21 protein-coding genes are annotated in these 22,019 nt (G+C 32.4%); 13 read left to right on the top strand and 8 right to left on the bottom strand.

Annotation, left to right across the window (positions count from 1 at the left end):
* Positions 1 to 132: 132 nt before the first annotated feature.
* From gap to OZP15_RS07925, 3 genes are all read right to left on the bottom strand, one after another.
* Positions 133 to 1,137: a type I glyceraldehyde-3-phosphate dehydrogenase gene (gene gap / locus OZP15_RS07935; protein ID WP_110345282.1), complete on the bottom strand. Its 1,005-nt coding sequence runs from the start codon at positions 1,135 to 1,137 to the stop codon at positions 133 to 135.
* 78 nt (positions 1,138 to 1,215) lie between these two features.
* The gene (gene pfkA, locus OZP15_RS07930) at positions 1,216 to 2,202 is read right to left on the bottom strand and encodes a 6-phosphofructokinase (RefSeq protein WP_281335812.1); all 987 of its coding nucleotides are present in this window, start codon (positions 2,200 to 2,202) and stop codon (positions 1,216 to 1,218) included.
* A 193-nt stretch (positions 2,203 to 2,395) separates the two neighbouring features.
* A complete protein-coding gene (locus OZP15_RS07925; protein WP_349293295.1) occupies positions 2,396 to 6,850 on the bottom strand; it encodes a translocation/assembly module TamB domain-containing protein in 4,455 nt (1,484 codons plus the stop codon).
* A 178-nt stretch (positions 6,851 to 7,028) separates the two neighbouring features.
* Between OZP15_RS07925 and tsaD the strand changes: the two genes are divergently transcribed.
* From tsaD to OZP15_RS07895, 6 genes are read left to right on the top strand one after another with little or no spacing between them, the layout of a single operon-like run.
* A complete protein-coding gene (tsaD, locus tag OZP15_RS07920) occupies positions 7,029 to 8,051 on the top strand; it encodes a tRNA (adenosine(37)-N6)-threonylcarbamoyltransferase complex transferase subunit TsaD (protein WP_281337467.1) in 1,023 nt (340 codons plus the stop codon).
* Positions 8,052 to 8,054: 3 nt separating this feature from the next.
* Positions 8,055 to 8,759 (top strand): 16S rRNA (uracil(1498)-N(3))-methyltransferase, encoded by a 705-nt coding sequence (locus tag OZP15_RS07915; RefSeq protein WP_269224975.1) that lies wholly within the window; start codon positions 8,055 to 8,057, stop codon positions 8,757 to 8,759.
* Between the two features lie 57 nt (positions 8,760 to 8,816).
* Positions 8,817 to 9,455, top strand: a complete 639-nt coding sequence (locus tag OZP15_RS07910) for a DUF4159 domain-containing protein (RefSeq protein WP_281337466.1) — start codon at positions 8,817 to 8,819, stop codon at positions 9,453 to 9,455.
* Between the two features lie 52 nt (positions 9,456 to 9,507).
* A complete protein-coding gene (locus OZP15_RS07905; RefSeq protein WP_281337477.1) occupies positions 9,508 to 10,599 on the top strand; it encodes an AI-2E family transporter in 1,092 nt (363 codons plus the stop codon).
* 2 nt (positions 10,600 to 10,601) lie between these two features.
* Complete coding sequence (locus OZP15_RS07900) at positions 10,602 to 11,792, top strand: class I SAM-dependent methyltransferase (protein WP_269227893.1); 1,191 nt, start codon at positions 10,602 to 10,604, stop codon at positions 11,790 to 11,792.
* On the top strand, positions 11,785 to 12,354 hold the full coding sequence (locus OZP15_RS07895) for a hypothetical protein (RefSeq protein WP_269224974.1): 570 nt from the start codon (positions 11,785 to 11,787) through the stop codon (positions 12,352 to 12,354). The genes OZP15_RS07900 and OZP15_RS07895 overlap by 8 nt, the downstream gene beginning before the upstream one ends.
* Here the strand turns inward: OZP15_RS07895 and OZP15_RS07890 are convergent.
* The 4 genes from OZP15_RS07890 to corA all read right to left on the bottom strand — a co-directional run bounded on the left by OZP15_RS07890 (position 12,351) and on the right by corA (position 17,493).
* On the bottom strand, positions 12,351 to 13,007 hold the full coding sequence (locus OZP15_RS07890; RefSeq protein ID WP_281337465.1) for a M15 family metallopeptidase: 657 nt from the start codon (positions 13,005 to 13,007) through the stop codon (positions 12,351 to 12,353). The genes OZP15_RS07895 and OZP15_RS07890 overlap by 4 nt on opposite strands.
* 14 nt (positions 13,008 to 13,021) lie before the next feature.
* On the bottom strand, positions 13,022 to 14,206 hold the full coding sequence (locus OZP15_RS07885; RefSeq protein WP_269224973.1) for an acetate/propionate family kinase: 1,185 nt from the start codon (positions 14,204 to 14,206) through the stop codon (positions 13,022 to 13,024).
* Positions 14,207 to 14,291: 85 nt separating this feature from the next.
* Complete coding sequence (pta, locus tag OZP15_RS07880) at positions 14,292 to 16,385, bottom strand: phosphate acetyltransferase (RefSeq protein WP_281337464.1); 2,094 nt, start codon at positions 16,383 to 16,385, stop codon at positions 14,292 to 14,294.
* Positions 16,386 to 16,422: 37 nt separating this feature from the next.
* Complete coding sequence (gene corA, locus OZP15_RS07875; protein WP_281337463.1) at positions 16,423 to 17,493, bottom strand: magnesium/cobalt transporter CorA; 1,071 nt, start codon at positions 17,491 to 17,493, stop codon at positions 16,423 to 16,425.
* Positions 17,494 to 17,657: 164 nt separating this feature from the next.
* Between corA and OZP15_RS07870 the strand changes: the two genes are divergently transcribed.
* From OZP15_RS07870 to OZP15_RS07840, 7 genes are all read left to right on the top strand, one after another.
* Positions 17,658 to 18,221, top strand: coding sequence for a DUF6642 family protein (locus OZP15_RS07870; RefSeq protein ID WP_269224972.1), 564 nt, complete (start codon positions 17,658 to 17,660; stop codon positions 18,219 to 18,221).
* An 88-nt stretch (positions 18,222 to 18,309) separates the two neighbouring features.
* Complete coding sequence (locus OZP15_RS07865; protein ID WP_281337462.1) at positions 18,310 to 18,900, top strand: TetR/AcrR family transcriptional regulator; 591 nt, start codon at positions 18,310 to 18,312, stop codon at positions 18,898 to 18,900.
* 50 nt (positions 18,901 to 18,950) lie between these two features.
* Positions 18,951 to 19,232 carry an antibiotic biosynthesis monooxygenase gene (locus OZP15_RS07860; protein WP_269224970.1) on the top strand — a complete coding sequence of 94 codons (282 nt, stop codon included), beginning with the start codon at positions 18,951 to 18,953 and terminating at the stop codon, positions 19,230 to 19,232.
* 22 nt (positions 19,233 to 19,254) lie between these two features.
* Positions 19,255 to 19,833 carry a DUF1572 domain-containing protein gene (locus tag OZP15_RS07855; protein ID WP_269224969.1) on the top strand — a complete coding sequence of 193 codons (579 nt, stop codon included), beginning with the start codon at positions 19,255 to 19,257 and terminating at the stop codon, positions 19,831 to 19,833.
* Positions 19,826 to 20,332: a DinB family protein gene (locus OZP15_RS07850; RefSeq protein WP_269224968.1), complete on the top strand. Its 507-nt coding sequence runs from the start codon at positions 19,826 to 19,828 to the stop codon at positions 20,330 to 20,332. Before OZP15_RS07855 ends, OZP15_RS07850 begins: the two co-directional genes overlap by 8 nt.
* A 55-nt stretch (positions 20,333 to 20,387) precedes the next feature.
* Positions 20,388 to 20,768 (top strand): PH domain-containing protein, encoded by a 381-nt coding sequence (locus tag OZP15_RS07845; protein WP_281337461.1) that lies wholly within the window; start codon positions 20,388 to 20,390, stop codon positions 20,766 to 20,768.
* A gap of 149 nt (positions 20,769 to 20,917) precedes the next feature.
* Positions 20,918 to 21,331 carry a thiol-disulfide oxidoreductase DCC family protein gene (locus tag OZP15_RS07840; RefSeq protein ID WP_269224966.1) on the top strand — a complete coding sequence of 138 codons (414 nt, stop codon included), beginning with the start codon at positions 20,918 to 20,920 and terminating at the stop codon, positions 21,329 to 21,331.
* Between the two features lie 3 nt (positions 21,332 to 21,334).
* Here the strand turns inward: OZP15_RS07840 and cmk are convergent, their stop codons facing one another.
* On the bottom strand, positions 21,335 to 22,015 hold the full coding sequence (gene cmk / locus OZP15_RS07835) for a (d)CMP kinase (RefSeq protein WP_269224965.1): 681 nt from the start codon (positions 22,013 to 22,015) through the stop codon (positions 21,335 to 21,337).
* Positions 22,016 to 22,019 lie beyond the last annotated feature (4 nt).

Below are 22,019 nucleotides of genomic sequence, written 5' to 3'. Positions count from 1 at the left end.
TTCTCGACTGCGCTCGAACTGACAATAAGACCATTTTGTATATCGAAATGGTATTAACTAAAAACTAAAAATTTAATTAAAAAAAATCCCGTTAGTTTTAAAGTAACGGGATTTTGTGAATTGATTCTAGGATTATTTCAACCCAGCAATGTGAACTGATAAATCAATTAATTTGCTTGAATATCCGTATTCGTTATCGTACCAAGATACTAATTTGAAGAAAGTAGAGTTCAACCCAATTCCAGCAGTAGCATCAATGATAGAAGTTCTTTTGTCAGAGATAAAATCTTGAGAAACAACAGCATCTTCAGTATATCCTAAAATACCTTTCAATTCATTTTCAGAAGCTTTTTTCAAAACAGCCATAATTTCTTCATAAGAAGTTTCTTTAGCTACTTTTACAGTTAAATCTACTGTAGAAACGTCAGCAGTAGGAACACGGAAAGCCATACCTGTTAATTTTCCATTCAATTCTGGAATAACTTTTCCAACCGCTTTTGCAGCACCTGTTGAAGAAGGAATGATGTTTATTGCAGCAGCACGTCCACCTCTCCAGTCTTTTCTAGAAGGGCCGTCAGATGTCATTTGAGTTGAAGTTGTAGCGTGAACAGTTGTCATTAAAGCTTCAACAATTCCAAAGTTATCATTAATAACTTTAGCTAAAGGAGCTAAACAGTTTGTAGTACAAGAAGCATTAGAAACAATCAAGTCAGAAGCTTTTGCTGTTTCGTGGTTTACTCCCATTACAAACATTGGAGCATCAGCAGAAGGAGCAGAAATGATAACTTTTTTAGCACCACCTTTAATGTGCTCATTTGCAGTTTCGATAGTGGTAAAGATACCAGTACATTCAGCTACTACATCAACATCAACTTCGTTCCATTTCAAATCAGCTGGATTTCTTTCAGCAGTGATGCGGATGTTTCTTCCGTTTACGTATAATTTTCCTTCTTTCACTTCAACATCGCCATCAAAACGACCGTGAACTGAATCATATTTTAATAAGTAAGCCAAGTGATCTACATCTAATAAGTCGTTGATTGCAACAACTTCTACATTGTCTCTGTTGAAAGACTCTCTAAAAACAATTCTTCCGATTCTACCGAAACCGTTAATTCCTAATTTTACTTTTGACATTTTTTATTTATTTATTGTTTGTTATTTGATTTGAAAAAATTTTAGCAAATTTAATAATTAAATTAAATACAATTTTTATTAAGTTGTTATAATATCAGAAACTCTCAATAGTTCTCTATCAATTTCTGATTTTCCTTTTATGGCCAATGATAAAGGAGTAAGATTTACAGAATCATTTTTTAAACCTACCATAAAATTAGATACTCCATCTAATAAAGATTCTACTGCTTTGACACCTAGACGGCTTGCTAAAACTCTATCAAAACAAGATGGTGAACCTCCACGTTGCATGTGTCCTAATACAGATACACGAACATCATATTCTGGTAAATTGGTCTCAACATAATCTTTTAATTCAAATACGTTTTTACCGATTTTATCTCCTTCGGCAATAACCACTATACTTGATGATTTTCCTGAAGCCTTACTTTTTTGAAGTGATTCTAACAAACGTTCTAATCCTAAATCTTCTTCTGGAATTAAGATTTCCTCTGCTCCTGCTCCTATTCCTGCATTCAAAGCAATATGTCCAGCATCTCTACCCATTACCTCTACAAAGAATAAACGGTTGTGGGAGCTAGCTGTATCTCTAATTTTGTCGATACAATCTACAACTGTATTTAGGGCAGTGTCATATCCTAATGTATGACTGGTTCCGTAAATATCGTTATCGATAGTTCCTGGAATTCCCATTACTGGAAATTTATATTCTGAATTAAAAATTAGTGCTCCAGTAAATGTACCGTCTCCTCCAATAACCACTAATGCTTCAATTCCTTCTTTAACCAAGTTATCGTAAGCTTTTTTTCTTCCTTCGGGAGTTCTAAATTCAGACGAACGTGCCGACTTTAAGATTGTTCCTCCTTTGTTGATAATGTTATTTACACTTCGAGGTCCCATTTCTTCGAAGTCGCCTTCTATCATTCCTTGGTATCCTCTGTAAATTCCAACACACTCTATATTATGAAAGGCACAAGTTCGAACAACAGATCGGATAGCGGCATTCATTCCTGGGGAATCTCCACCAGATGTTAGAACGCCTATTTTTTTTATTGTTTTTAGCATTATTTAAGTATTAAAGTGTAAATTTAATAAACATCTATCACTTTTAAAGTTCTGTTTTCAATAATTTAGCAAACCATCTCAAATTCAAACGTTATCGTTGATAAGTTGCTTATTTATTGTCCAAAAAATAATATTTTGCTTCAAAATCTTATTTTTTATCACAATTTGATTTTGTTTTAATGTCGTTTTCTAATTAATCTTCGTCAGGAATAATTCCTTCTTGATTGTTATTCTGATCTGTAGTATTGCTCTTTTTAGGTTTAGAGTTATCATTTCTTTGTAGATCTATTGTAGAATCTTCATCAATAGTATTAGTCGCTTTTTCTATTTTTTTGCTTTTAAAAATCTTATTGACCAATTCTGTAAAAGTATCAAAATCGACTTCATAAGAAACCCCGACTCCTTGTGTATAGCCTATTCCTTCTCCTATGTAACTAATGTCGTTTTCTCTATTAAAAAAGCGCAGATTTACTGTTCCGTCCTCATTGACTTTATACAAAACTTCAACATCGCCCACCACTGCAGTTTCACTAACTCCGCCAAAAGGGACACCTACTTTTCCATTGATTGTTATTCGGTCATTAATTTTAGAAGAAATCGTAGCTACAAATCTTCCATCCGATTCATTGCCTATTGAATTGTCTCCTCCAATAATATTCAGATTCACTTGAAATTTTTCATCATTAGATTGAATCATACTACTCAACAAATTAGTAGCCGTTTCATAAGCGTTTTGAGATAAAGCAGAATTATTAACTCCTTCGGCACTCAAAAAACTACCTGTAGATAACAAGTACAAAGCTTGGGTTTGCCTTACATCTTTATCATTTAACTTATACTCTATTTCCGATTTAAGCACACTACTTACTGTTGGAAATTCAAAATTAAAATCGGGTTCTGGACTGGCCAAATCGCCTCGAACTCCTATAACTACATTGACATCTACTTTTTTATTAAAAGAAGAATTTTCTAACAATAATGCTGGATTTGCCGAAGTTTTATAAACCGCTTCTAAATTCAATCTAGCTTTCATTGGATTACCTTCCCAAGAAATATAACCGCCTTTTTTTACTGTAAACTTCTTGTCGATAATTCCACCATACTTAAAATTATAGGTTCCGTCGTAAGCCTGAAAATCACCAAACATATTGAATTTACCCAAGGTATTGATTTGAAATAACAAGGTTCCGTTTCCTCTGCCTTTCATTCCGTGACCTGAATTCCTGTCCAAAATAACTTCGACTTCGGCATTGGGCGTGATGTCTAAATCAAATTCTAATTCGAGTCCTTTATAGTTTCTTGAATTATCAACAATTCCTTTTTTGATATTGAATTTTTCTTTTTCGGTCAAAAAATGAATGAAATTATTTTCGCTTACACTTTCAGCATTATTGATAGGGATTTTTACTGAAGTTCCTTTTTCTGATTTGGCATCCACTTTTATAAAAAGTCCGTCAGTAGGTCCTTTGATTGTGGCTCTACCATCAATATAGGCCTCGCCATAATAGGCTGCATCTTCACTATCTTTAGTATCTAAAATCAGTAATCTCTTAGAATTAATAGCCAAATCTAATTTCCAATCCGAAAAATTATCATGCTCAATAGTTCCGTTCAAGGTTCCTTTGGTGTTGTATTTAGTATCCGTTAGGGCGTTGTTTTTTAGTATAAACTTCTCGTCAGTCAAATCAACAATAGTTCTATTTCCGAGCGCATAATCGACTCCCAAATACGGAATAGTTAATCCAGCACTATCTACATACAATCGTCCGTTGATTTCTGGTTTGTTAACATTTCCTGCTATACTGGCATTTCCAGAAGCAAACCCTCTTATATTGGATAATACTTCGCCTCCTAAAGCTCCCAAAACTCCTAAATTGAATTTGTTTAATTTTAAATTCAAATCTAGAACAGTTTGCTTGTCTATGATTTCGAAATTTCCACTAGCATTAAACGATTCTACATTTTCATTTTCAATATTGGCATCCAAGTTAAATTTCTTCAAATTTTCGTCTCCATCAATATCAAAATTCAAAAATCCCAAATCAATTTTGTTAATGTTTAAATGGTCTATTTGGACAGAAGCCGTGGGTTGAAACACAGCTTTATCTTGTTTGTAATTGACAACTCCATTGACATTTCCATTAAAAACAAATTTAGGATCTGTAGGTGTGATTTGGTTTAAATCAACATCCTTGACCGTTAATTTTAAATCTTTGTAGGTGTCCCCTCTTATATCTCCCATAAAAGTAATTTCTTGATTTTCATGAGATAATATAATGTTATCGAAATTAAAATTTTGAAAAGATTTATCAAATACTATTTGATTGTTTGGTGCTTCATTTTCATTCAAATACCATAAGTAGTCTTTCAATTTCAATTCAGATTTATTGATTCCTACCACATTATTATTTGATTTATTTATGGTATGATACAAATTCAAATTAAAATAATCCTTGCCTTTTGTTCCTCCTTTGAATTCTGTGCGAAAAAACAAAGTGTCTTTCATAGTCACATTTATCAAACTAAAATCTCGAATTTTATAATATTTAGTTTTAATGCTATCCAACTCGATATAAGCATTATAAAGTGGGTTTTTATTGTCTATTTTGATTCTAATATTATCAAAAGTGTTGCTCGCTGCTTGAATTTTTGGAGAATTAAAATTAAGCTTAAATTCCTGATTGTCGGATTTTATATTTCCTTTGACAATGGTATTTTCAGCAATAGTAACTTCTGGATATAATATTTCAATAATTTTATTATTGATGGTAAAATCAAATTTCAAAAACTGCCCTTTTTTGACTTTCAAAGGTTTGTAATTGGTATAAAGACTTCCCAATGAGTTTTTTACTAAACTCTCTAATTGCTTGAATTCATATTTACCAACAACCTGTCCTTGAAATATATCTGGAGAATTGACAGTTATGGTTCGAACTCTGTCTTTATCAAAACTAGAATTGATATAAAAATCATCAAAAACATAGGTTGCTTTTGCATTTTGATAGGTAGTTTGATTCACAAACACATCGCCTTGCAAATTGTCTATTGAAGTTCCTGAAACTTTTACAACTACATCACCATTGAATTTTGCAATAGCATCTTTGGATAATTTCAACTGGTGTAAATCAGCATTTTCAACATTGATATGAAAATCATACAGCGAATTTTTTCTGCTCAAATCGACTAATCCATCATATTTCATTGTCAAATTTGGATCATTTATGGCAATTTTACCCTCATACAATCCTTTATCAAAATAACCATCTAAATCAATATTAGTATAATTGTAATTATTGAAATTAATTCCAGAAACAACTCCTTTTAGTGTTGTATTCAAATATTTTTCAGAAAAACCACTACCCTTTACATCTAGATTTAGACTAGTCTTTCCAAGTTTATTTTGATCTAATAATTGTCCTAAATCAAAATTATCCAAAATAACATTTCCTACATAAGCCGCTTTGTCCGTTTGATTCATGTTCACAATACTCAATTTGGATTTTACACCTCCTAATTGGGTAGTCATCGCAAAATTAGCATCAATCGCAGTAGTGGTAAGTTGTGTTGTTCCTATCAAATTGATAGTTCCTAATTTTTTCAAAATAACTGGAAGTCTTTTTCCTAAAACATTAGGCAAAATAGCAACTAAATTATCATAATTAACTGATAATTTAGCAAATTTTCCATTCATATAAAACTGTTTCCCTTCGCTTGGAAAAAGATTTTTAAAATGTATCGTACCAATTATTTGAGAGTTTTTAGTATCAATTAATTTCAAATTAGTCAATTTCAAGTTATTCAAAGGCCCTTTAATTCGGCCTCTTACGTTAAAATATTGTTTTTTGCCTAATTCATTATAAAAACAGCGAATATCATTAGAGCCTAATGAGGATTCTTCGAGTTTAATATCAAAAACTACTTTATCAGTAAAATGAGAAAAATCACCTTTACTAACATCATAAAGCATAGCCACTTGTCCTTTGACCATAGATTCCGTAGTCAATAAATCTAAATCTTCTAGCTTAATTTTCTTTTTGGTGTAGCTGAATTTCGTTTTCAAATCCTTTACTACAATGCCTCGATGATCCTTGAACGCCATTTTATAGATAACAACATCCACTTCGGAACCAAAAATTTTAAGATCATTTGCCGATATGTTTAATTTGGTAAAATCAACATCTTTTGGATTGGTTCGATTTTCATCTATCAAAGAATAATGACCATTGGTAATCTTCACATTCGAAGCAGTCAATAAAAAATGCTTTTTAGATGGAGGAGCATTTGTTTTAAAAGCAGCTACAAATTTATCCAGATTAGTACCTTTTTCTTTTTTATAAGTTTTCATATTAAAAAAAACACCATCAAGAGCAACATCGCCAAAAATTAAATCGCCTTCTGTTATTTTTTTAAAATCTAAAATATTGGTTTTAAGTCTATTTGCATAAATCAAGGTATCTTTATGATGATCCTTAATCATAACTTGCTTGAGTTTTACACCACCAAAAACAGTTAATGAAACCTGTTCTACATGGATATTTATCTTGTACTTTTTGTTAAGTTCTGTAGTAACATATTGTCCAATTTTAGTTTGAACAAAAGGTAAAGTCAACGCAATACCAAGTACTAACAATAGCAGTATCAGTCCCAAAATAGAACGATATACTATTTTTAATACTTTTTTGATATGGAGAGTCGTTTTAATTTTTTTTAAAATTTCATTTTGACTAGATAAACGACAGTAGCTTTAATAAAAATTCTTTAATTTTGGCTTCGCCGAAACCCTTTCAAACGGTTTGTCAAATATAATTCAAAAATTACGCCTTTTTATGCAAAATTCCGAGGTTTTTATTTTAGCCATCGAAAGTTCTTGTGATGATACTGCTGCAGCGGTTTTACATAACGACAAAGTATTATCGAATGTTGTTGCCAATCAACTGATTCACAACCAATATGGAGGTGTAGTTCCTGAACTTGCTTCTCGTGCTCACCAACAAAATATAGTTCCCGTTATTGATGCTGCGCTCAAAAAAGCAAATATAACAAAAGAACAATTATCTGCCATTGCGTTTACACAGGGGCCAGGCTTGATGGGTTCTCTTTTAGTAGGAAGTTCTTTTGCCAAATCGTTGTCATTGGCGCTAGAAATTCCATTAATTGCAGTCAATCACATGCAAGCTCATATTTTGGCCCACTTTATTGACGAAGAAGGTTTTGACAAACCCACATTTCCTTTTATAGCCTTAACTATTTCAGGTGGTCACACTCAAATCGTAAAGGTAAATGACTTTTTTGATATGGAAATCATTGGCGAAACTACCGATGACGCTGTGGGAGAAGCATTCGATAAAAGTGCCAAAATACTTGGTCTTCCCTATCCTGGCGGCCCGTTGATTGATAAATATGCAAAAGAAGGAAATCCAAAGGCTTTTACTTTTACCAAACCAAAAGTTCCTGGATTGGACTTCAGTTTTTCTGGATTGAAAACCGCTATTTTGTATTTTATCCAAAAAAACAAACTCGAAAATCCGAATTTCATCGAAGAACATCGAGACGATATTTGTGCTTCTATTCAAGATACAATCATCGAAATTTTGATGGATAAATTGAAACTAGCCGTGAAAGAAACAGGTATCAAACAAATCGCAATTGGCGGAGGCGTTTCTGCCAATTCCGGAATCCGAAATACACTAAAAGAAGCCGAAACCAAATACGGTTGGAAAACATTTGTTCCCAAATTTGAATACACCACGGATAATGCTGCCATGATTGGAATTGTAGGTTATCAAAAGTTTTTATCTCAAAATTTCGAAACTTCAGCTGTGGTTTCCAAAGCACGAATTCAATTCTAAACTATGCAATTATTCTACAATCCAACCATCAACGAAACTACCGAAAGCTTTTCTTTTGACAAAGAAGAAAGCAAACACATCATTAAAGTATTACGCAAGAAAGACACCGATATTTTATTTGTAACCAATGGTTTAGGATTGCTATTTAAAACTGAAATCACTTTAGCTTCGGACAATAAATGTACGGTTCAAATTCTTTCTGTTGAAAAAATTGAGCCTTCTAAATTTCAATTGCATTTAGCCGTTGCTCCAACCAAAATGAATGATCGTTACGAATGGTTTTTGGAAAAGGCAACCGAAATTGGAATTCACGAAATCACACCAATTATCTGTGATCGCTCTGAAAGAAAAGTAATCAATAAAGAACGTTTTGAAAAAATACTGTTGACAGCCATGAAACAATCCAACGTTTTGTTTCTGCCAAAACTGAACGAAGCTGTCACTTTTAAAGAGTTTATAAAACAGAAAAATGATGGTTTACAATTGATTGCCCACTGCGAAGAAACGGATAAAAAATCATTGAAATCAATTTTAAAACCAAACGAAAATGTAACGATATTAATTGGTCCAGAAGGTGATTTTTCAGAAAAAGAAATTGCATTGGCAGTCGAAAACAAATTCCTTCCTGTATCTTTGGGCAACACCAGATTACGAACCGAAACGGCAGCAATTGTAGCTTGTCATAGTGTGGTTTTTGTGAATGAATGATCAATATAGACTAATAGTTTTTCTAAAAATTTAAGGCTTTCAGATAATGTATCATTTATGAAAAAAGTAATTCTCTTTTTCCTTTTATTTTCTCTTTCCTCTTTTTCCCAAGAAATTGCCTTGCTAAAATACAGTGGTGGTGGCGATTGGTATGCAAATCCAACTTCATTGCCGAATTTGATAAAATATTGCAACGCTAATATCAATACTCGAATAAAAACCAAGCCAGCTACAGTTGAACCTAGTAGTCCTGACTTATTTTCGTATCCATTTGTCCATCTTACAGGCCACGGAAATGTGGTTTTCAGTGATTCTGATATCAGTAATTTGAAAAAGTATTTGAACTCAGGAGGATTTTTGCACATTGACGACAATTACGGATTAGACCAATACATTCGAAAAGAAATCAAAAAAATATTCCCTAATACAGATTTGGTTGAAATTCCAGCTACACATTCTATTTTCCAAAAACCATTTGTTTTTGCTGGGGGATTGCCTAAAATTCACGAACACGATGGCAAACGCCCTCAAGCTTTTGGGATTTTTGTAGAAAATAGATTAGTTTTACTTTACACCTTTGAATGCGATTTGGGTGATGGTTGGGAAGATGCCGAAGTCAACAATGACCCAATTATAGTTCGCGAAAAAGCATTGAAAATGGGAGCTAATATTATCAATTATGTTTTTACCAATTAATTTTCAAGAGTAAATACACGCTAGTTTTAGTATCTTTAACAAAAAAAAACTCATCATGACATCAAAAACAATAGCAAACGGCATTTTAAGAGCGATAGGTTTTTTGGTTTTGATTGCAATAGCCTTGTATTTTTTATACTTGATTCAGTCCGTTTTAATTTATTTACTGGTTTCTTTAATTCTTACCCTAATTGGAAATCCTATTCTTGATTTCTTCAAAAATAAATTAAAATTCAAGCATACCCTTGCCACTATTGCTACACTTTTAATTTTTGTCCTATTCATTGCTGGTTTTATTTTGATGGTTATTCCTTTAATTTCCTCTCAAGGACAAAATTTGTCTCTTTTGAAAACAGCCGAAATAGAAAAAAGTATTGCTGAATTAACCGTTAAAGTCACTACGTTTTTAGAAAGTCACAATATCGATTCAGAACAAATGCTCAAAGAATCGAATTTGACATCTAAAATTAATTTCAACTTTATTCCTAATTTTTTGAATGCTATAATTGGAACCATAGGTAGTTTTGGAATGGGTTTAGCATCGGTCTTGTTTATTACTTTTTTCTTTTTGAAAGACAGATTAATGTTTATTGTTAGTGTCAAAAAATTAATTCCAGATAGCCATGAAGAACAAATATTAAATTCTTTGCACAAAACCAATCATTTACTTTCTCGCTATTTCTTGGGCTTATTACTACAATTATCGATAGTGTTCGTTTTGTATGTTATTGTTTTATTAATTTTCGGAATTCCTAATTTATTGATTATTGCTTTTTTGTGTGCCGTATTGAATATTGTCCCTTACATTGGGCCGTTAATTGCTTCGGTTTTGGCGGCTGTTTTAACCATGTTGAGCAATATTGGAAGTGATTTTCAAACCGAAATTTTACCTACAACTATTTATGTATTGATAGGTTTTTGGTTGGTTCAAGTTATTGATAATAACTTTTCACAACCTATTATTTTTTCTAAAAGTGTAAGTTCACATCCATTAGAAATATTTTTGGTAACCTTAATAGCAGGCTTTCTTTCTGGCATTTTAGGAATGGTGGTTGCTGTTCCTTTATACACTATTTTAAAAGTCATTGGAAAAGAATTCTTTCCAGAAAACACCATTATTAAACTACTCACTAAAGACATTTGATGTTGCCTTTACCAATACTAAATCCTAATATACAGTTATTTATCAATAAAAACATTGATACAAATATCTCAAAACTAGCTTTGCAAAAAAATCCGTTTCCAGAGGTAGAATGGATTACTATTTTAAATCAAATTGAGGCCAAAACCAAAGCAAAACTTAAATTGCCGACTTGGTTTGCCACAGAAAACATCATTTATCCCAACAAGATTTCGATAGAACAAACTTCTTCTGAACAAACTGCTTCATACAAAGCTTCTCTAATTTCTGGAGAAAGTCTAATTGATTTAACAGGTGGTTTTAGTGTGGATGATTTTTATTTTGCTCAAAAAATGAAAACAGTTGCGCATTGCGAAATCAATCCTGAACTTTCAGAAATCGTTCAACACAATTTAGAACAATTGAATGAGAAAAACATCAGTTGTTATTTAGGCGATAGTTTGACTATTTTAGAGGAATTAAAAACAAAATGGGATTGGATTTACATTGATCCTTCCCGAAGAAACAATGCCAAAGGAAAAGTTTTCATGCTCGAAGATTGTTTGCCCAATGTTCCTGAAAATTTGGATTTCTTATTTGAATATTCAAATTCTATCCTGATTAAAACAGCTCCACTTTTGGATATTTCAGCAGGATTATTAGAACTCCAAAACGTAAAAACCATTCATATTGTGGCTTTAGAGAACGAAGTCAAAGAACTACTATGGGAATTACAAAAAGATTTTTCAGGTAAAATAAACATCAAAACGGCTAATATTCTAAAAGATAAAATAGATACTTTCGAATTTCTTTTGGACGAAACCAATGAAATTCCAAATTATAGTTTACCACAAAAATACATTTACGAACCCAACAGTGCCATCATGAAATCGGGTGGGTTTGACGAAGTGAGTACTTTTTTTGAGCTTAATAAATTACACAAACATTCGCATTTATACACTAATGCAACTTTAATTGATTTTCCAGGAAGGGTTTTCGAGATTGAACATTCATTTGCTTATGCTAAAAACGAAATCAAAAAACATATTGAAAATCAACAACTTAACATCACAACTCGAAATTTTCCAGAAACTGTAGAAAACATTCGAAAAAAATGGAAAATAAAAGATGGTGGGAAAAAATATTGTTTTTTCACAACCGATGAAAATAACAACAAAATAGTTTTAATTTGCAAAAAAATAAACCAAAATGAATAAAGCTTTCCTTTTAATTATATGTTTCATAAGTGCTACACTATTTGCTCAAAAACCTTGCGAATATAGCAGCAATGTTACTGATTCTATTGGCACTTATAAATCGACCAAGGAATGTATGATGTATGAGAAAAATTTTGCTGGAAACAACAGTTACATCTTCTGTTCATTTTCGTTGACCGATGGAACTCCAACACTTAATTTGCAACTGATTCAAAAAAGTAAAGATTTTTTGAGAGCCAATTGTTTTGACAAAAACTCTAAATTATTTCTTCAATTGAATAACGGAAAAATAGTAACGCTGCTTCATATTGATCAGGAAAATTGTGGTACAATGATTCGAGATAACAATGGTTTTGACAACAGAGTTTTGTCAGGAACTTTTATGTTTATGAAAGGTTCTATGGAAGATTTAAAAAGTTCACCTGTGAATTTGATGCGGATAAAATCGCTAACCAATACTGAAGATTACGTTTTGAAAAAACAATTTCAATCCGAAATGAACAACCAAATTTACAATCCTGAAACGTATTTTATGGATTACCTACATTGTGTAGAAAACTAATCGCATTTCCATTTTTCGTTCGATACTTTATCTGTCAAAGCAGATTTCAAATTGTAATGCCACCATTCGGAATCAAAGGAATTAAAGCCATTTTGAATCATTATCTTTTTCAATAATTTTCTATTGGCTTTTACCTCTTTCGAAATTTTAGCATAATTGTGACTGGCTTCGATACCAAAAAAATCGAAAGCAGTTCCCATGTCGAGTTCTTTCCCGTTAGCATCTACCAAAGTAATATCGACTGCTCCTCCTCTATTGTGAATCGAACCTTTTTTAGGATCAGCCACATAAGACGGATTGGATACAATTGCCCACATTTTTTTCTGAATATCCAAAGGACGATAACAATCAAAAAACTTGATTCGATAGCCTTTTTTCATAAAAATGGTGTTGGCTTTAATAATGGCTTTAACGGTTTTGAATCGCAAAAAACATTCGGCACAATCATAGACTTTGGCTTTCAGAAAATTATCCGAAGTAGCGTATTTCATATCAAAGACAAAATCTTGACTGTAGTCTTTTATATTGACAAAAGTAGTGTCGCTAACTATAGTTTTATTTTCAACCGCATTAAAAATTACTGTTTGTGATTTACAGGAAATCGCAGACAATAATGAACAAAAAAGCAATAAAGATTTAGTATAAAAATTCATAATTTATTTTTTATTTAACCCACTATCAAATCATACACCTGATTGGCAATTTCTAATTCTTCATTGGTTGGAATCACTAAAATTTTGGTTTTAGACTCTGGCAAATTGATTTCTCTAATTTCTTTCGAACGAATTTCATTTTTAAATTTATCTAATGCTAATCCAAAAAACTCCATATCGATACAAACTAGCTCTCGCATATAGGATGAGTTTTCTCCAATTCCAGCAGTAAAAACAATAGCGTCCAAACCGTTTAGAGCAGCGGCATAAGCACCAATATATTTCTTAATTCGATAGGCATTCATGGCTAAAGCCAATTGACAATCCTTGTTGCCTTGTCCTGCATTCGATTCAATATCTCTTAAATCACTATAACCTGTAAGCCCAAGCATTCCGCTCTGTTTTAGCAAAATAGCATTGACTTCATCTGGAGTATATCCTAATGTTTTTACCAAATAAAAAATCACGGATTGATCAATATCTCCAGCTCTTGTTCCCATTATTAAACCATTAGCAGGCGAAAATCCCATCGAATGATCGATACTTTTTCCATCTTTTATTGCAGTGATGCTACAGCCATTTCCTAAATGTATAGTGATGATTTTAGAACTATCTTTTAAATAATCAATAGCTTTTTCCGAAACATATTTATGACTGGTGCCATGAAAACCATAAACCCGAATTTTATTTTCCGTTAAAAGATAATTCGGAATGGCGTATTTATAAGCTTCAACAGGAATCGTTTGATGAAAAGCGGTGTCAAAAACGGCAATTTGTGTAGCCGAGGCAAAAATTTGTTCCGCTACATTTATACCAACTAAATGTGCTGGATTGTGCAATGGAGCGAGTTCTGAAAGTTCTTTTATTTTATCTTTAACTTCTTCATTAATAATCGTCGTATTCGAAAAATAACTTCCACCATGCACCACACGATGACCGACAGCTTTTATTTCGCTGGTACTTTTAATCACACCTACTTTTTCATCCATTAATAGTTGGGCAATTTTTTCCAATCCAATTTTATGATTGGCAATTGGTAAAATCTCCTCTATTTTATTAGTATCGGTTGCATAACTAAAATTAGACGATTCCAAGCCTATTCGATCAATCATTCCTGAACAAATGACTGCTTGTGTTGGCATTTCGATTAACTGGTATTTTATAGATGAACTTCCTGAATTTATTATTACTATTTTCATATTCTTTTTTGCTTTATTTTTTACCGCGAAGACGCAAAGTTTATTATTATTTTTTAATCTGAAATCTGCATTCTGAAATCTGAAATTAAAATCCTTGCGCTTGAATGGCTGTAATTACGACTGTATTTATAATATCATCCACCGTACAACCACGGCTTAAATCGTTTACGGGTTTGTTTAATCCTTGCAACATTGGTCCAATGGCTAATGCTCCAGTTTCTCTTTGAACGGCTTTGTAGGTATTATTTCCAGTGTTCAAATCAGGGAAAATCAAAACGCTGGCATGTCCTGCTACTTCGGAATTGGGCATTTTACTTTGACCTACAATTGGATCAACAGCTGCATCGTATTGAATTGGTCCTTCAATTTTTAAATCAGGACGTTTTTGACGAACAATTTCCGTGGCTTCTCTTACTTTATCTACTTCATCGCCTTTACCAGACGAACCTGATGAATAGGAAAGCATTGCAATTTTGGGTTCAATACCAAAAGCCAAACTCGATTCTGCAGATGATATAGCGATTTCTGCCAATTGTTCTGCGGTAGGATTTGGATTGATGGCACAATCCCCAAAAATAGAAACCCGATCTTCCAAGCACATAAAAAATACGGAGGAAACTATGGAACAATTCTGTTTGGTTTTAATGAACTGCAAAGCAGGCAAAATCGTATGTTGCGTCGTATGAGCCGCTCCAGAAACCATACCATCTGCGTGACCTTTATAAACCATCATGGTTCCGAAATAGGCACCATCTTCCATTAAATCTCGTGCTACTTCAAGAGTCATTTTCTTTGCTTTTCGTAACTCATAATAAGTATTTACATAATCATCATAGTGAGAATCTTTTCTTGGACTTATGATATTCACTTTAGAAAAATCAAAAGCCAAACCTAATTCGGTAATCTTATTTTCGATTTGTTTTTTGTTGCCAATAATCGAAATATCTACCACATCCATAGCCAATAATCTAGAAGCCGCAATGATGATTCGGTCGTCATTTCCTTCGGGCAAAACAATATGTTTGCGATGTTTTTTGGCTCTTTTGACCATATTGTACTGAAACATTTTTGGTGTCATTCCAGCAGATTCAAACTTGATGAATTTTTCGGTCAGGCTTTCTAAATCAACATAATTTTCGAACGCATTTATGGAAGTTAAAATCTTCTCTTTATTATTGGCATAAATTTTAGATTTAATAGAACCTATTCTGTTGGTAATATGATACGTACCTTCTTCTACCGCAATTATGGGTACAACTGTAGAAAGTCCTTCGATTAACTTCAAAATACTATCTTCGGGGATGATATTTCCAGTTAAAACAATTCCAGAAATGGTGGGATAATTAACCGATTCGTTGGCTTGTAAAGCTCCTAAAATAATATCAGCTCGATCGCCTGGAGTTATCACTAAACCATTTTCTTTTAGGTTCAATAAATAATTTCGGAGTTGCATCGCTCCTACACTAAAACTACCAATTTGATTGTTCAAAAACGCTTCTCCAAATAAAACTTTGGCATTCAAAACCTTGACAATTTCTTGAATCGTTGGATTATTCAAACTAGAAATAATAGGAATTGCATTAATTAAAACGTCTTTTGGCAAGCTTTTTTTCAAGCCTTCGGTAACTAAACTAATATTTTCGGGCTGTACTTTGTTACCAATAATTGCCAAAACTTCTACATCTTTCACTTTGAAAGAATCGTAAGCCAAATAAAGACTATCTACCAATTCGTCTAATGTTTTTCCAACGCCAGAACCTACAATAATGGCAGGAATTCCAAGGTTTTTGGCAATCAAAACATTCATATCCAATTCGATAGCTGTTCCTTCACCCATGAAACTGGTGCCTTCTACCAAAACAAAATCAAATCGTTCTTCAAGGCGTTTGTATTTGTCGATAATCAAATCGATTACTTCGCCAATTTTTCCTTTGTTTTTCTTTTTGATTAACCTACTTTTTGTAATGGCATAAGCATCTTCAAATTCAATATCCAATCCAAAATGAGTAATAACCGTTTCAGTATGATTATCCATTTTTCCTTCTTCAAAATCTTCTACTATAGGTCTAAAATAGCCTACTTTGGCCGTTTTACTCATTAGCATACTCATCAAACCCAAGGTGACTATCGATTTTCCACTACTTTCTTCACTGGTAGCTATGTAGATCGCTTTTTTCATGTTATCTCTTTTAAACTATTTTATATCACTTTAATAATCAAAACCAACGGCGTCTTTTGAAATAATAAATCATTCCTAAAACAATCAAAAACATAAATCCTACCACAACAAAATAGCCATTTTCCATACGTAATTCTGGCATATTATCGAAATTCATTCCATAGACACCCACAATAAAAGTAAGTGGAATAAATATGACCGAAATAATAGTCAAGGTTTTCATAATCTCGTTCATCTTATGCGTTTGAGCCGAAAAAAAGAAATTAGAAGCACTTTCTAATGAACCCATATCAGACTCTATTTGTTCTAGAAGTTCTAAACTTTTTTGATACAATCTGGAGAAAAAAGTAAAATTTCCAGCTTCAATACCGTTGAAAACTGTATCGTCTTTAATATTCTTAATTTCATACAAAGAATCCCGAAGCGGAATGATAGATCGTTTCAAGAAATTAAAATTATCACGATGTTGCTCAATCTTTTCAAGAATTATAGGATCGATATTATTTTTAGTCATATCGATTAAATTTTCTATTTTATCTTCTTCATTTTCTAGCGTAACATAGAAATTTTCCATAATTGCATCCAAAAGAATGTAAAGCAAATAATCCGCTTTTTTTGTCCTGACAATACCTGAATGAGTCCTGATTCGTTCTCTAATGTGCGTAAAAAAGTCAGAACGTTTTTCTTGAAACGAAATCAAAATTCCTTCCTTCATCAAAAAACTAATTTGCTCTACTCGAATACCATCCGAATCTTCTACTGGTAATAATGATTTGATATTAAAAAATAAAATATCTTGTTGCTCTTCGATTTTGGTTCGTTTTGTGGTATTCAAAATATCGGCAAGCATAAAATTATCTATTTTGAAATGAGCGCTAATAGTTTGCAGTAAATCAAGATCGTTTAAACCATGAATATTCAACCAATTTGTTTTTTGAAAATCGATACATTTTTCTAAATCATACACAGTAAAACACTCAAATTCAGATACATTTAAGTCATCATACACAAACAATTGCATTTCTGAATTGGTATTTTTATGGATTCCTGTGTACTCTAAATTGTAAGGTTGATTCTTTTTGCTTTTCTTGTATTTAATCTTTCTCATTCCAACTGTTTTATGTAGTAATATTACGAAAAACTTTTAAGATGAATACTGATATTTATCATTTGGTAACTATAAATTTGCAAAAAAAGTATTTTGTCTTGTTTTGAATTTCCAAATTTAGAACCAGCGATTTACTTCTAAAAATAGACCACAAGCTAAAAACAATGAATAACGACAAATTCATTTTCTGCCTCGAAGCTGTAGCCGATGTAGAAATCAACGAAATAACTCAAGTTGTCAAAGATTTGGAACAATTAGTAACAGATTATGGCATTTCGAGTATATATAAAACCTGTGACACCATTGAAGGTCTAGAAGAAAGCTTAAACACGCTGCTCTATCACGACCATAATTTTACTGATTATGAAATTATTTATTTGGTTATGCCAGGCGAAGCCAATTCGATTTGTCTGAATAATTATTACTACAGTTTTCAAGAAATTGCCGAAATTTTTGAAGGTAAAATGAAAGGCAAAATCATTCATTTTGCCAATACCAAAGTGTTGGACTTAACTCCCGACGAAGCCCAATATTTCCTGGATATTACGGGAGCTTACGCTATTTCAGGTTATGGTACTACTCATACTAAAATTTCCAGCAGCAATACTATCGACAAAGCTTTTTTTAGTTTGTGTCAGGAAATTGATGATGTAATTGAAATTGTAGAAGAATTGCACCAAAAGTATTTTGCAGCTTGTAAACTTTTAGATTTCAGATTGTATTATTAAATTTCACGCTACAAAATATTTTTTTTGATTTTTATTATACCGATTGGTATATTTTATTATATTTGTATTCGAAAACCAATTCAGCAAAATGTCAAAAGCAGAACGAACCAAACAATTTATAATCGAAAAAACAGCACCAATCTTTAACGCAAAAGGTTATACAGGTACTTCTTTGAATGACATGATTACCGCAACAGGTTTGACAAAAGGGAGTATTTATGGCAATTTCGAAAATAAAGACGAAGTCGCTTTGGCAGCTTTTGATCATAATTTTAGTTTAATTGTAAACCATTTGAAACAAAAAATACAACAACGTTCAAGTACAATTGACAAACTTTTGGTTTATCCAGAAACCTACCGCAATTTTTTGGAATTGCCTTTTCTAGAAGCTGGTTGTCCTGTACTCAATACGGCTATCGAAGCAGACGATACCCATCCATTGTTGAGAAAAAAAGCAATTAATGCCTTGTTTTTATGGAAAAATGCTATTGAAAAACACATTCAAAATGGAATTGCTTCTAATGAAATCAAAGCCAATACAAATGTTGAAGAATTTTCAGCCGTTTTGATGTCACTTATTGAAGGTGCTGTGATGCAGGCTAAAGTCAATGGCAATCCAACCGTATTGCACATCACAATGGGTTTTCTGGAAAGAATGATTCAAGATTTAAAAGCTTAAAAAAATTTGAACAAAAATATACTGATTGGTATATTGTAAAAATAAAAACAATGAAATATGTATTAATTATCCACGAAGTACAAGACTATACTGCTTGGAAAATAATATTCGATAACGCTTCTACAATCAGAAAAGAAGCTGGAGAAATAAGTTATCAAGTATTAAAATATGAAAATGAAGCCAACAAAATTGTTCATTTTTCCAGTTGGTCTTCACTTGAAAATGCTAAAAAATTTTTCGAATCGCCTGAATTAATTCAGATTAGAAAAGAGGCAGGAGTTGAATCGCCTGAATTTATTTATTTGGAACAACTGGAAACAGGAATATTATGATTAACCATTAAAACCAAAAATTATGGATACCGATTATTTAGAAAGTGCCAAAAAACAATTTGAGTATTACAAAATGCTAGGTGATAAAACCATTGCCCAATTGCCTGATGAAAAATTATTCTGGCAATACAACGAAGAGAGCAATAGTGTAGCCATTATCGTGAAACACCTTCACGGCAATATGCTTTCCCGCTGGACTGATTTTTTGACTGCTGATGGAGAGAAAGAATGGCGACAACGAGATGCTGAATTTGACAATGATATTGATTCAAAAGAAGTTTTAATTCAAAAATGGAACGAAGGTTGGGATTGTCTTTTCAATGCTTTAAATTCTTTAACAGAAGAAGATTTCACTAAAACAATTTATATTCGAAACCAAGGACATTCCATTGCAGAAGCTATCAACAGGCAATTGGCGCATTATCCTTATCATGTGGGACAAATGGTATTTATTGGTAAAATGATTTGTGATACTAATTGGATTTCACTCTCTATTCCAAGAGGAAATTCGAGTACTTATAATGCAGAAAAGTTTGCAAAACCCAAACATCGTGAACACTTTACCGAAGAATATTTAAAGAACAAACCTAAAGATGAATAAGTCTGAAATAATAAACCAACTGAATGTGTCACATGAATCTTTTTGGAATTCAGCAATACAATTGCCTAATCCCACTATTTCCAAAAATGATAAATGGTCAGTAGCACAAAACGTAGAGTACATCAATTTGACTTTATCTCGACCTAGTCAATTTTTATCACTTCCAAAAACGGATATCGAGACCAATTTTGGCTTATCAAAAAGAGCTTCTATAAGTTATGCTGAATTTGTTAAAACCTATCAAAATGCTTTGACAAATGGTGTGAAATCGCCCGCTCCATTTATTCCAGAACTTCATTTAGATTCTAATATTGAAGAATTAATTGCCACAGGAAAACAAACAATAGAAAAGTTTATTTACAATTTGCAAAACTGGTCGGAAGAAGAATTAGATCGATACCAATGTCCTCATCCTGCACTTGGGAAAATTACCGTGAAAGAAATGCTTTATTTTACTATTTTTCACGTTCAATACCATCATCAAATTATTAATAGGTAAGTCGTAAAATTTAATTTGAAAAGATTACTTTTGAAATTAACAAACACGTACAATTATGGGATTTTTTTCAGCCTTATTAGGCAATGCAGGAGCAGTTAGTCAAGAAAGTTTAATGAAAGACTACGGTCAATTATTAATTCAAGGAGAAGAAATCGAATTGGGTTTCAAACTCATTCGTGATGTATTCATTTTCACTACCAAACGCTTGATTTTGGTAGAAAAACAAGGATTAACGGCTAGTAAAGTAGAATACAAATCAATTACTTACAAAAGCATTTCCAGATTCAGTATCGAAACTGCAGGAACTTTTGATCTTGATGCAGAACTTAAAATATGGGTTTCTAGTGAATTACAGCCGAGTATTAGAAAACAATTCAACAAATCGGTGAATGTTTATGATGTTCACATGGTTTTGGCTTCGCATGTTTTGAGTTAGACATTTATTTTTTAAAACCTTTCGATTTCCTGCAAGGTTTTCAAAACCTTGTAGGTATGTTGTCAATTCCTAAATACCTACAAGGTCAAAAAAAAGACCTTGCAGGAAATTAGAAAAAATAAGTTATTCAAAAAAAGTGAATTAAAACCATGCTCAACCTTCCACAAAACAAAAAAATAATTCTCTTTGATGGCATTTGTAATTTGTGCAATTCGGCAGTGCAATTTGTGATTCAACACGACTCTAAAGATATATTTCGATTTGTAGCCTTACAATCCGATTTGGGGCAGGAAATTCTAAATCACATTGGCATAAATCCAAAAAATATTGACAGTATTATTTTGTATGAACCTGGTGTTGCTTATTATTACAAATCGTCGGCAGCTATTGAAATTGCGAAAAGTTTGGGTGGTTTTTGGCATTTGGGAACCATTTTCAGAATTATCCCAACAGGAATTAGAAACTCCCTCTACGATTACATTGCTAAAAACCGATACAAATGGTATGGCAAAAAAGAAAGTTGCATGATTCCAACTCCTGAATTGAAAGCTAAATTTTTGTAAAAATTACAATTTTACTAATTGCAACACTTTTTCGAATTGTTCTTGTTTGGTAACATTCGAATTATCAAATTCTACAGCATCTTTAGCTTTAATCAGTGGTGAATCTTCTCGATGCGTATCAATGTAATCGCGCTCTTCAACATTTTTAAAAACTTCTTCAAAGGTTACATCAGCACCGTTTCTTGTCAATTCTTTAAATCTTCTTTCGGCTCGAGTTTGCGGACTGGCTGTCATAAAAATTTTAAGTTCAGCATTTGGAAAAACTACCGTTCCAATATCTCTTCCGTCCATTACGATGCCTTTATTTTTGCCCATTTCTTGTTGTTGCTCGACTAGTTTTACTCGAACTTCATGAATTTCGGCTACTTTGCTCACATAAGAAGAAACTTCCAGCGTACGAATTTCTTTTTCGACATTAACTCCATTCAAATACATTTCGGCAAAACCTAAATCGGGATTGAATTTAAACACTAATTTGATAAAAGGTAAACTATTGATTAAGGATTCTACATCAAAAAATGCCGCACCAATATAACCGTTTTGCATCGCAAATAAAGATACGGCACGATACATAGCTCCCGTATCTACATAAACGTAGCCTAAATGTTTGGCTAATTCTTTGGCCAAAGTACTCTTGCCAGTTGATGAAAATCCGTCTATTGCTATGATAATTTTTTTGTCCAAAATA

Source organism: Flavobacterium eburneipallidum, assembly GCF_027111355.2.
GTDB classification, from domain to species: domain Bacteria; phylum Bacteroidota; class Bacteroidia; order Flavobacteriales; family Flavobacteriaceae; genus Flavobacterium; species Flavobacterium eburneipallidum.
This window is presented reverse-complemented; position numbering and strand designations above follow the sequence as displayed.

Bases quoted from the DNA above. Each gene is read 5' to 3' on its own strand.
- pta (WP_281337464.1), bottom strand. From the start codon at position 16,385: ATGAAAAAAGCGATCTACATAGCTACCAGTGAAGAAAGTAGTGGAAAA.
- OZP15_RS07915 (WP_269224975.1), top strand. From the start codon at position 8,055: ATGCAATTATTCTACAATCCAACCATCAACGAAACTACCGAAAGCTTT.
- OZP15_RS07870 (WP_269224972.1), top strand. From the start codon at position 17,658: ATGAATAACGACAAATTCATTTTCTGCCTCGAAGCTGTAGCCGATGTA.
- OZP15_RS07890 (WP_281337465.1), bottom strand. From the start codon at position 13,007: ATGAATTTTTATACTAAATCTTTATTGCTTTTTTGTTCATTATTGTCT.
- OZP15_RS07910 (WP_281337466.1), top strand. From the start codon at position 8,817: ATGAAAAAAGTAATTCTCTTTTTCCTTTTATTTTCTCTTTCCTCTTTT.
- pfkA (WP_281335812.1), bottom strand. From the start codon at position 2,202: ATGCTAAAAACAATAAAAAAAATAGGCGTTCTAACATCTGGTGGAGAT.
- OZP15_RS07855 (WP_269224969.1), top strand. From the start codon at position 19,255: ATGGATACCGATTATTTAGAAAGTGCCAAAAAACAATTTGAGTATTAC.
- OZP15_RS07860 (WP_269224970.1), top strand. From the start codon at position 18,951: ATGAAATATGTATTAATTATCCACGAAGTACAAGACTATACTGCTTGG.
- tsaD (WP_281337467.1), top strand. From the start codon at position 7,029: ATGCAAAATTCCGAGGTTTTTATTTTAGCCATCGAAAGTTCTTGTGAT.
- gap (WP_110345282.1), bottom strand. From the start codon at position 1,137: ATGTCAAAAGTAAAATTAGGAATTAACGGTTTCGGTAGAATCGGAAGA.
- OZP15_RS07865 (WP_281337462.1), top strand. From the start codon at position 18,310: ATGTCAAAAGCAGAACGAACCAAACAATTTATAATCGAAAAAACAGCA.
- OZP15_RS07885 (WP_269224973.1), bottom strand. From the start codon at position 14,206: ATGAAAATAGTAATAATAAATTCAGGAAGTTCATCTATAAAATACCAG.
- OZP15_RS07840 (WP_269224966.1), top strand. From the start codon at position 20,918: ATGCTCAACCTTCCACAAAACAAAAAAATAATTCTCTTTGATGGCATT.
- corA (WP_281337463.1), bottom strand. From the start codon at position 17,493: ATGAGAAAGATTAAATACAAGAAAAGCAAAAAGAATCAACCTTACAAT.
- OZP15_RS07845 (WP_281337461.1), top strand. From the start codon at position 20,388: ATGGGATTTTTTTCAGCCTTATTAGGCAATGCAGGAGCAGTTAGTCAA.
- OZP15_RS07850 (WP_269224968.1), top strand. From the start codon at position 19,826: ATGAATAAGTCTGAAATAATAAACCAACTGAATGTGTCACATGAATCT.
- OZP15_RS07895 (WP_269224974.1), top strand. From the start codon at position 11,785: ATGAATAAAGCTTTCCTTTTAATTATATGTTTCATAAGTGCTACACTA.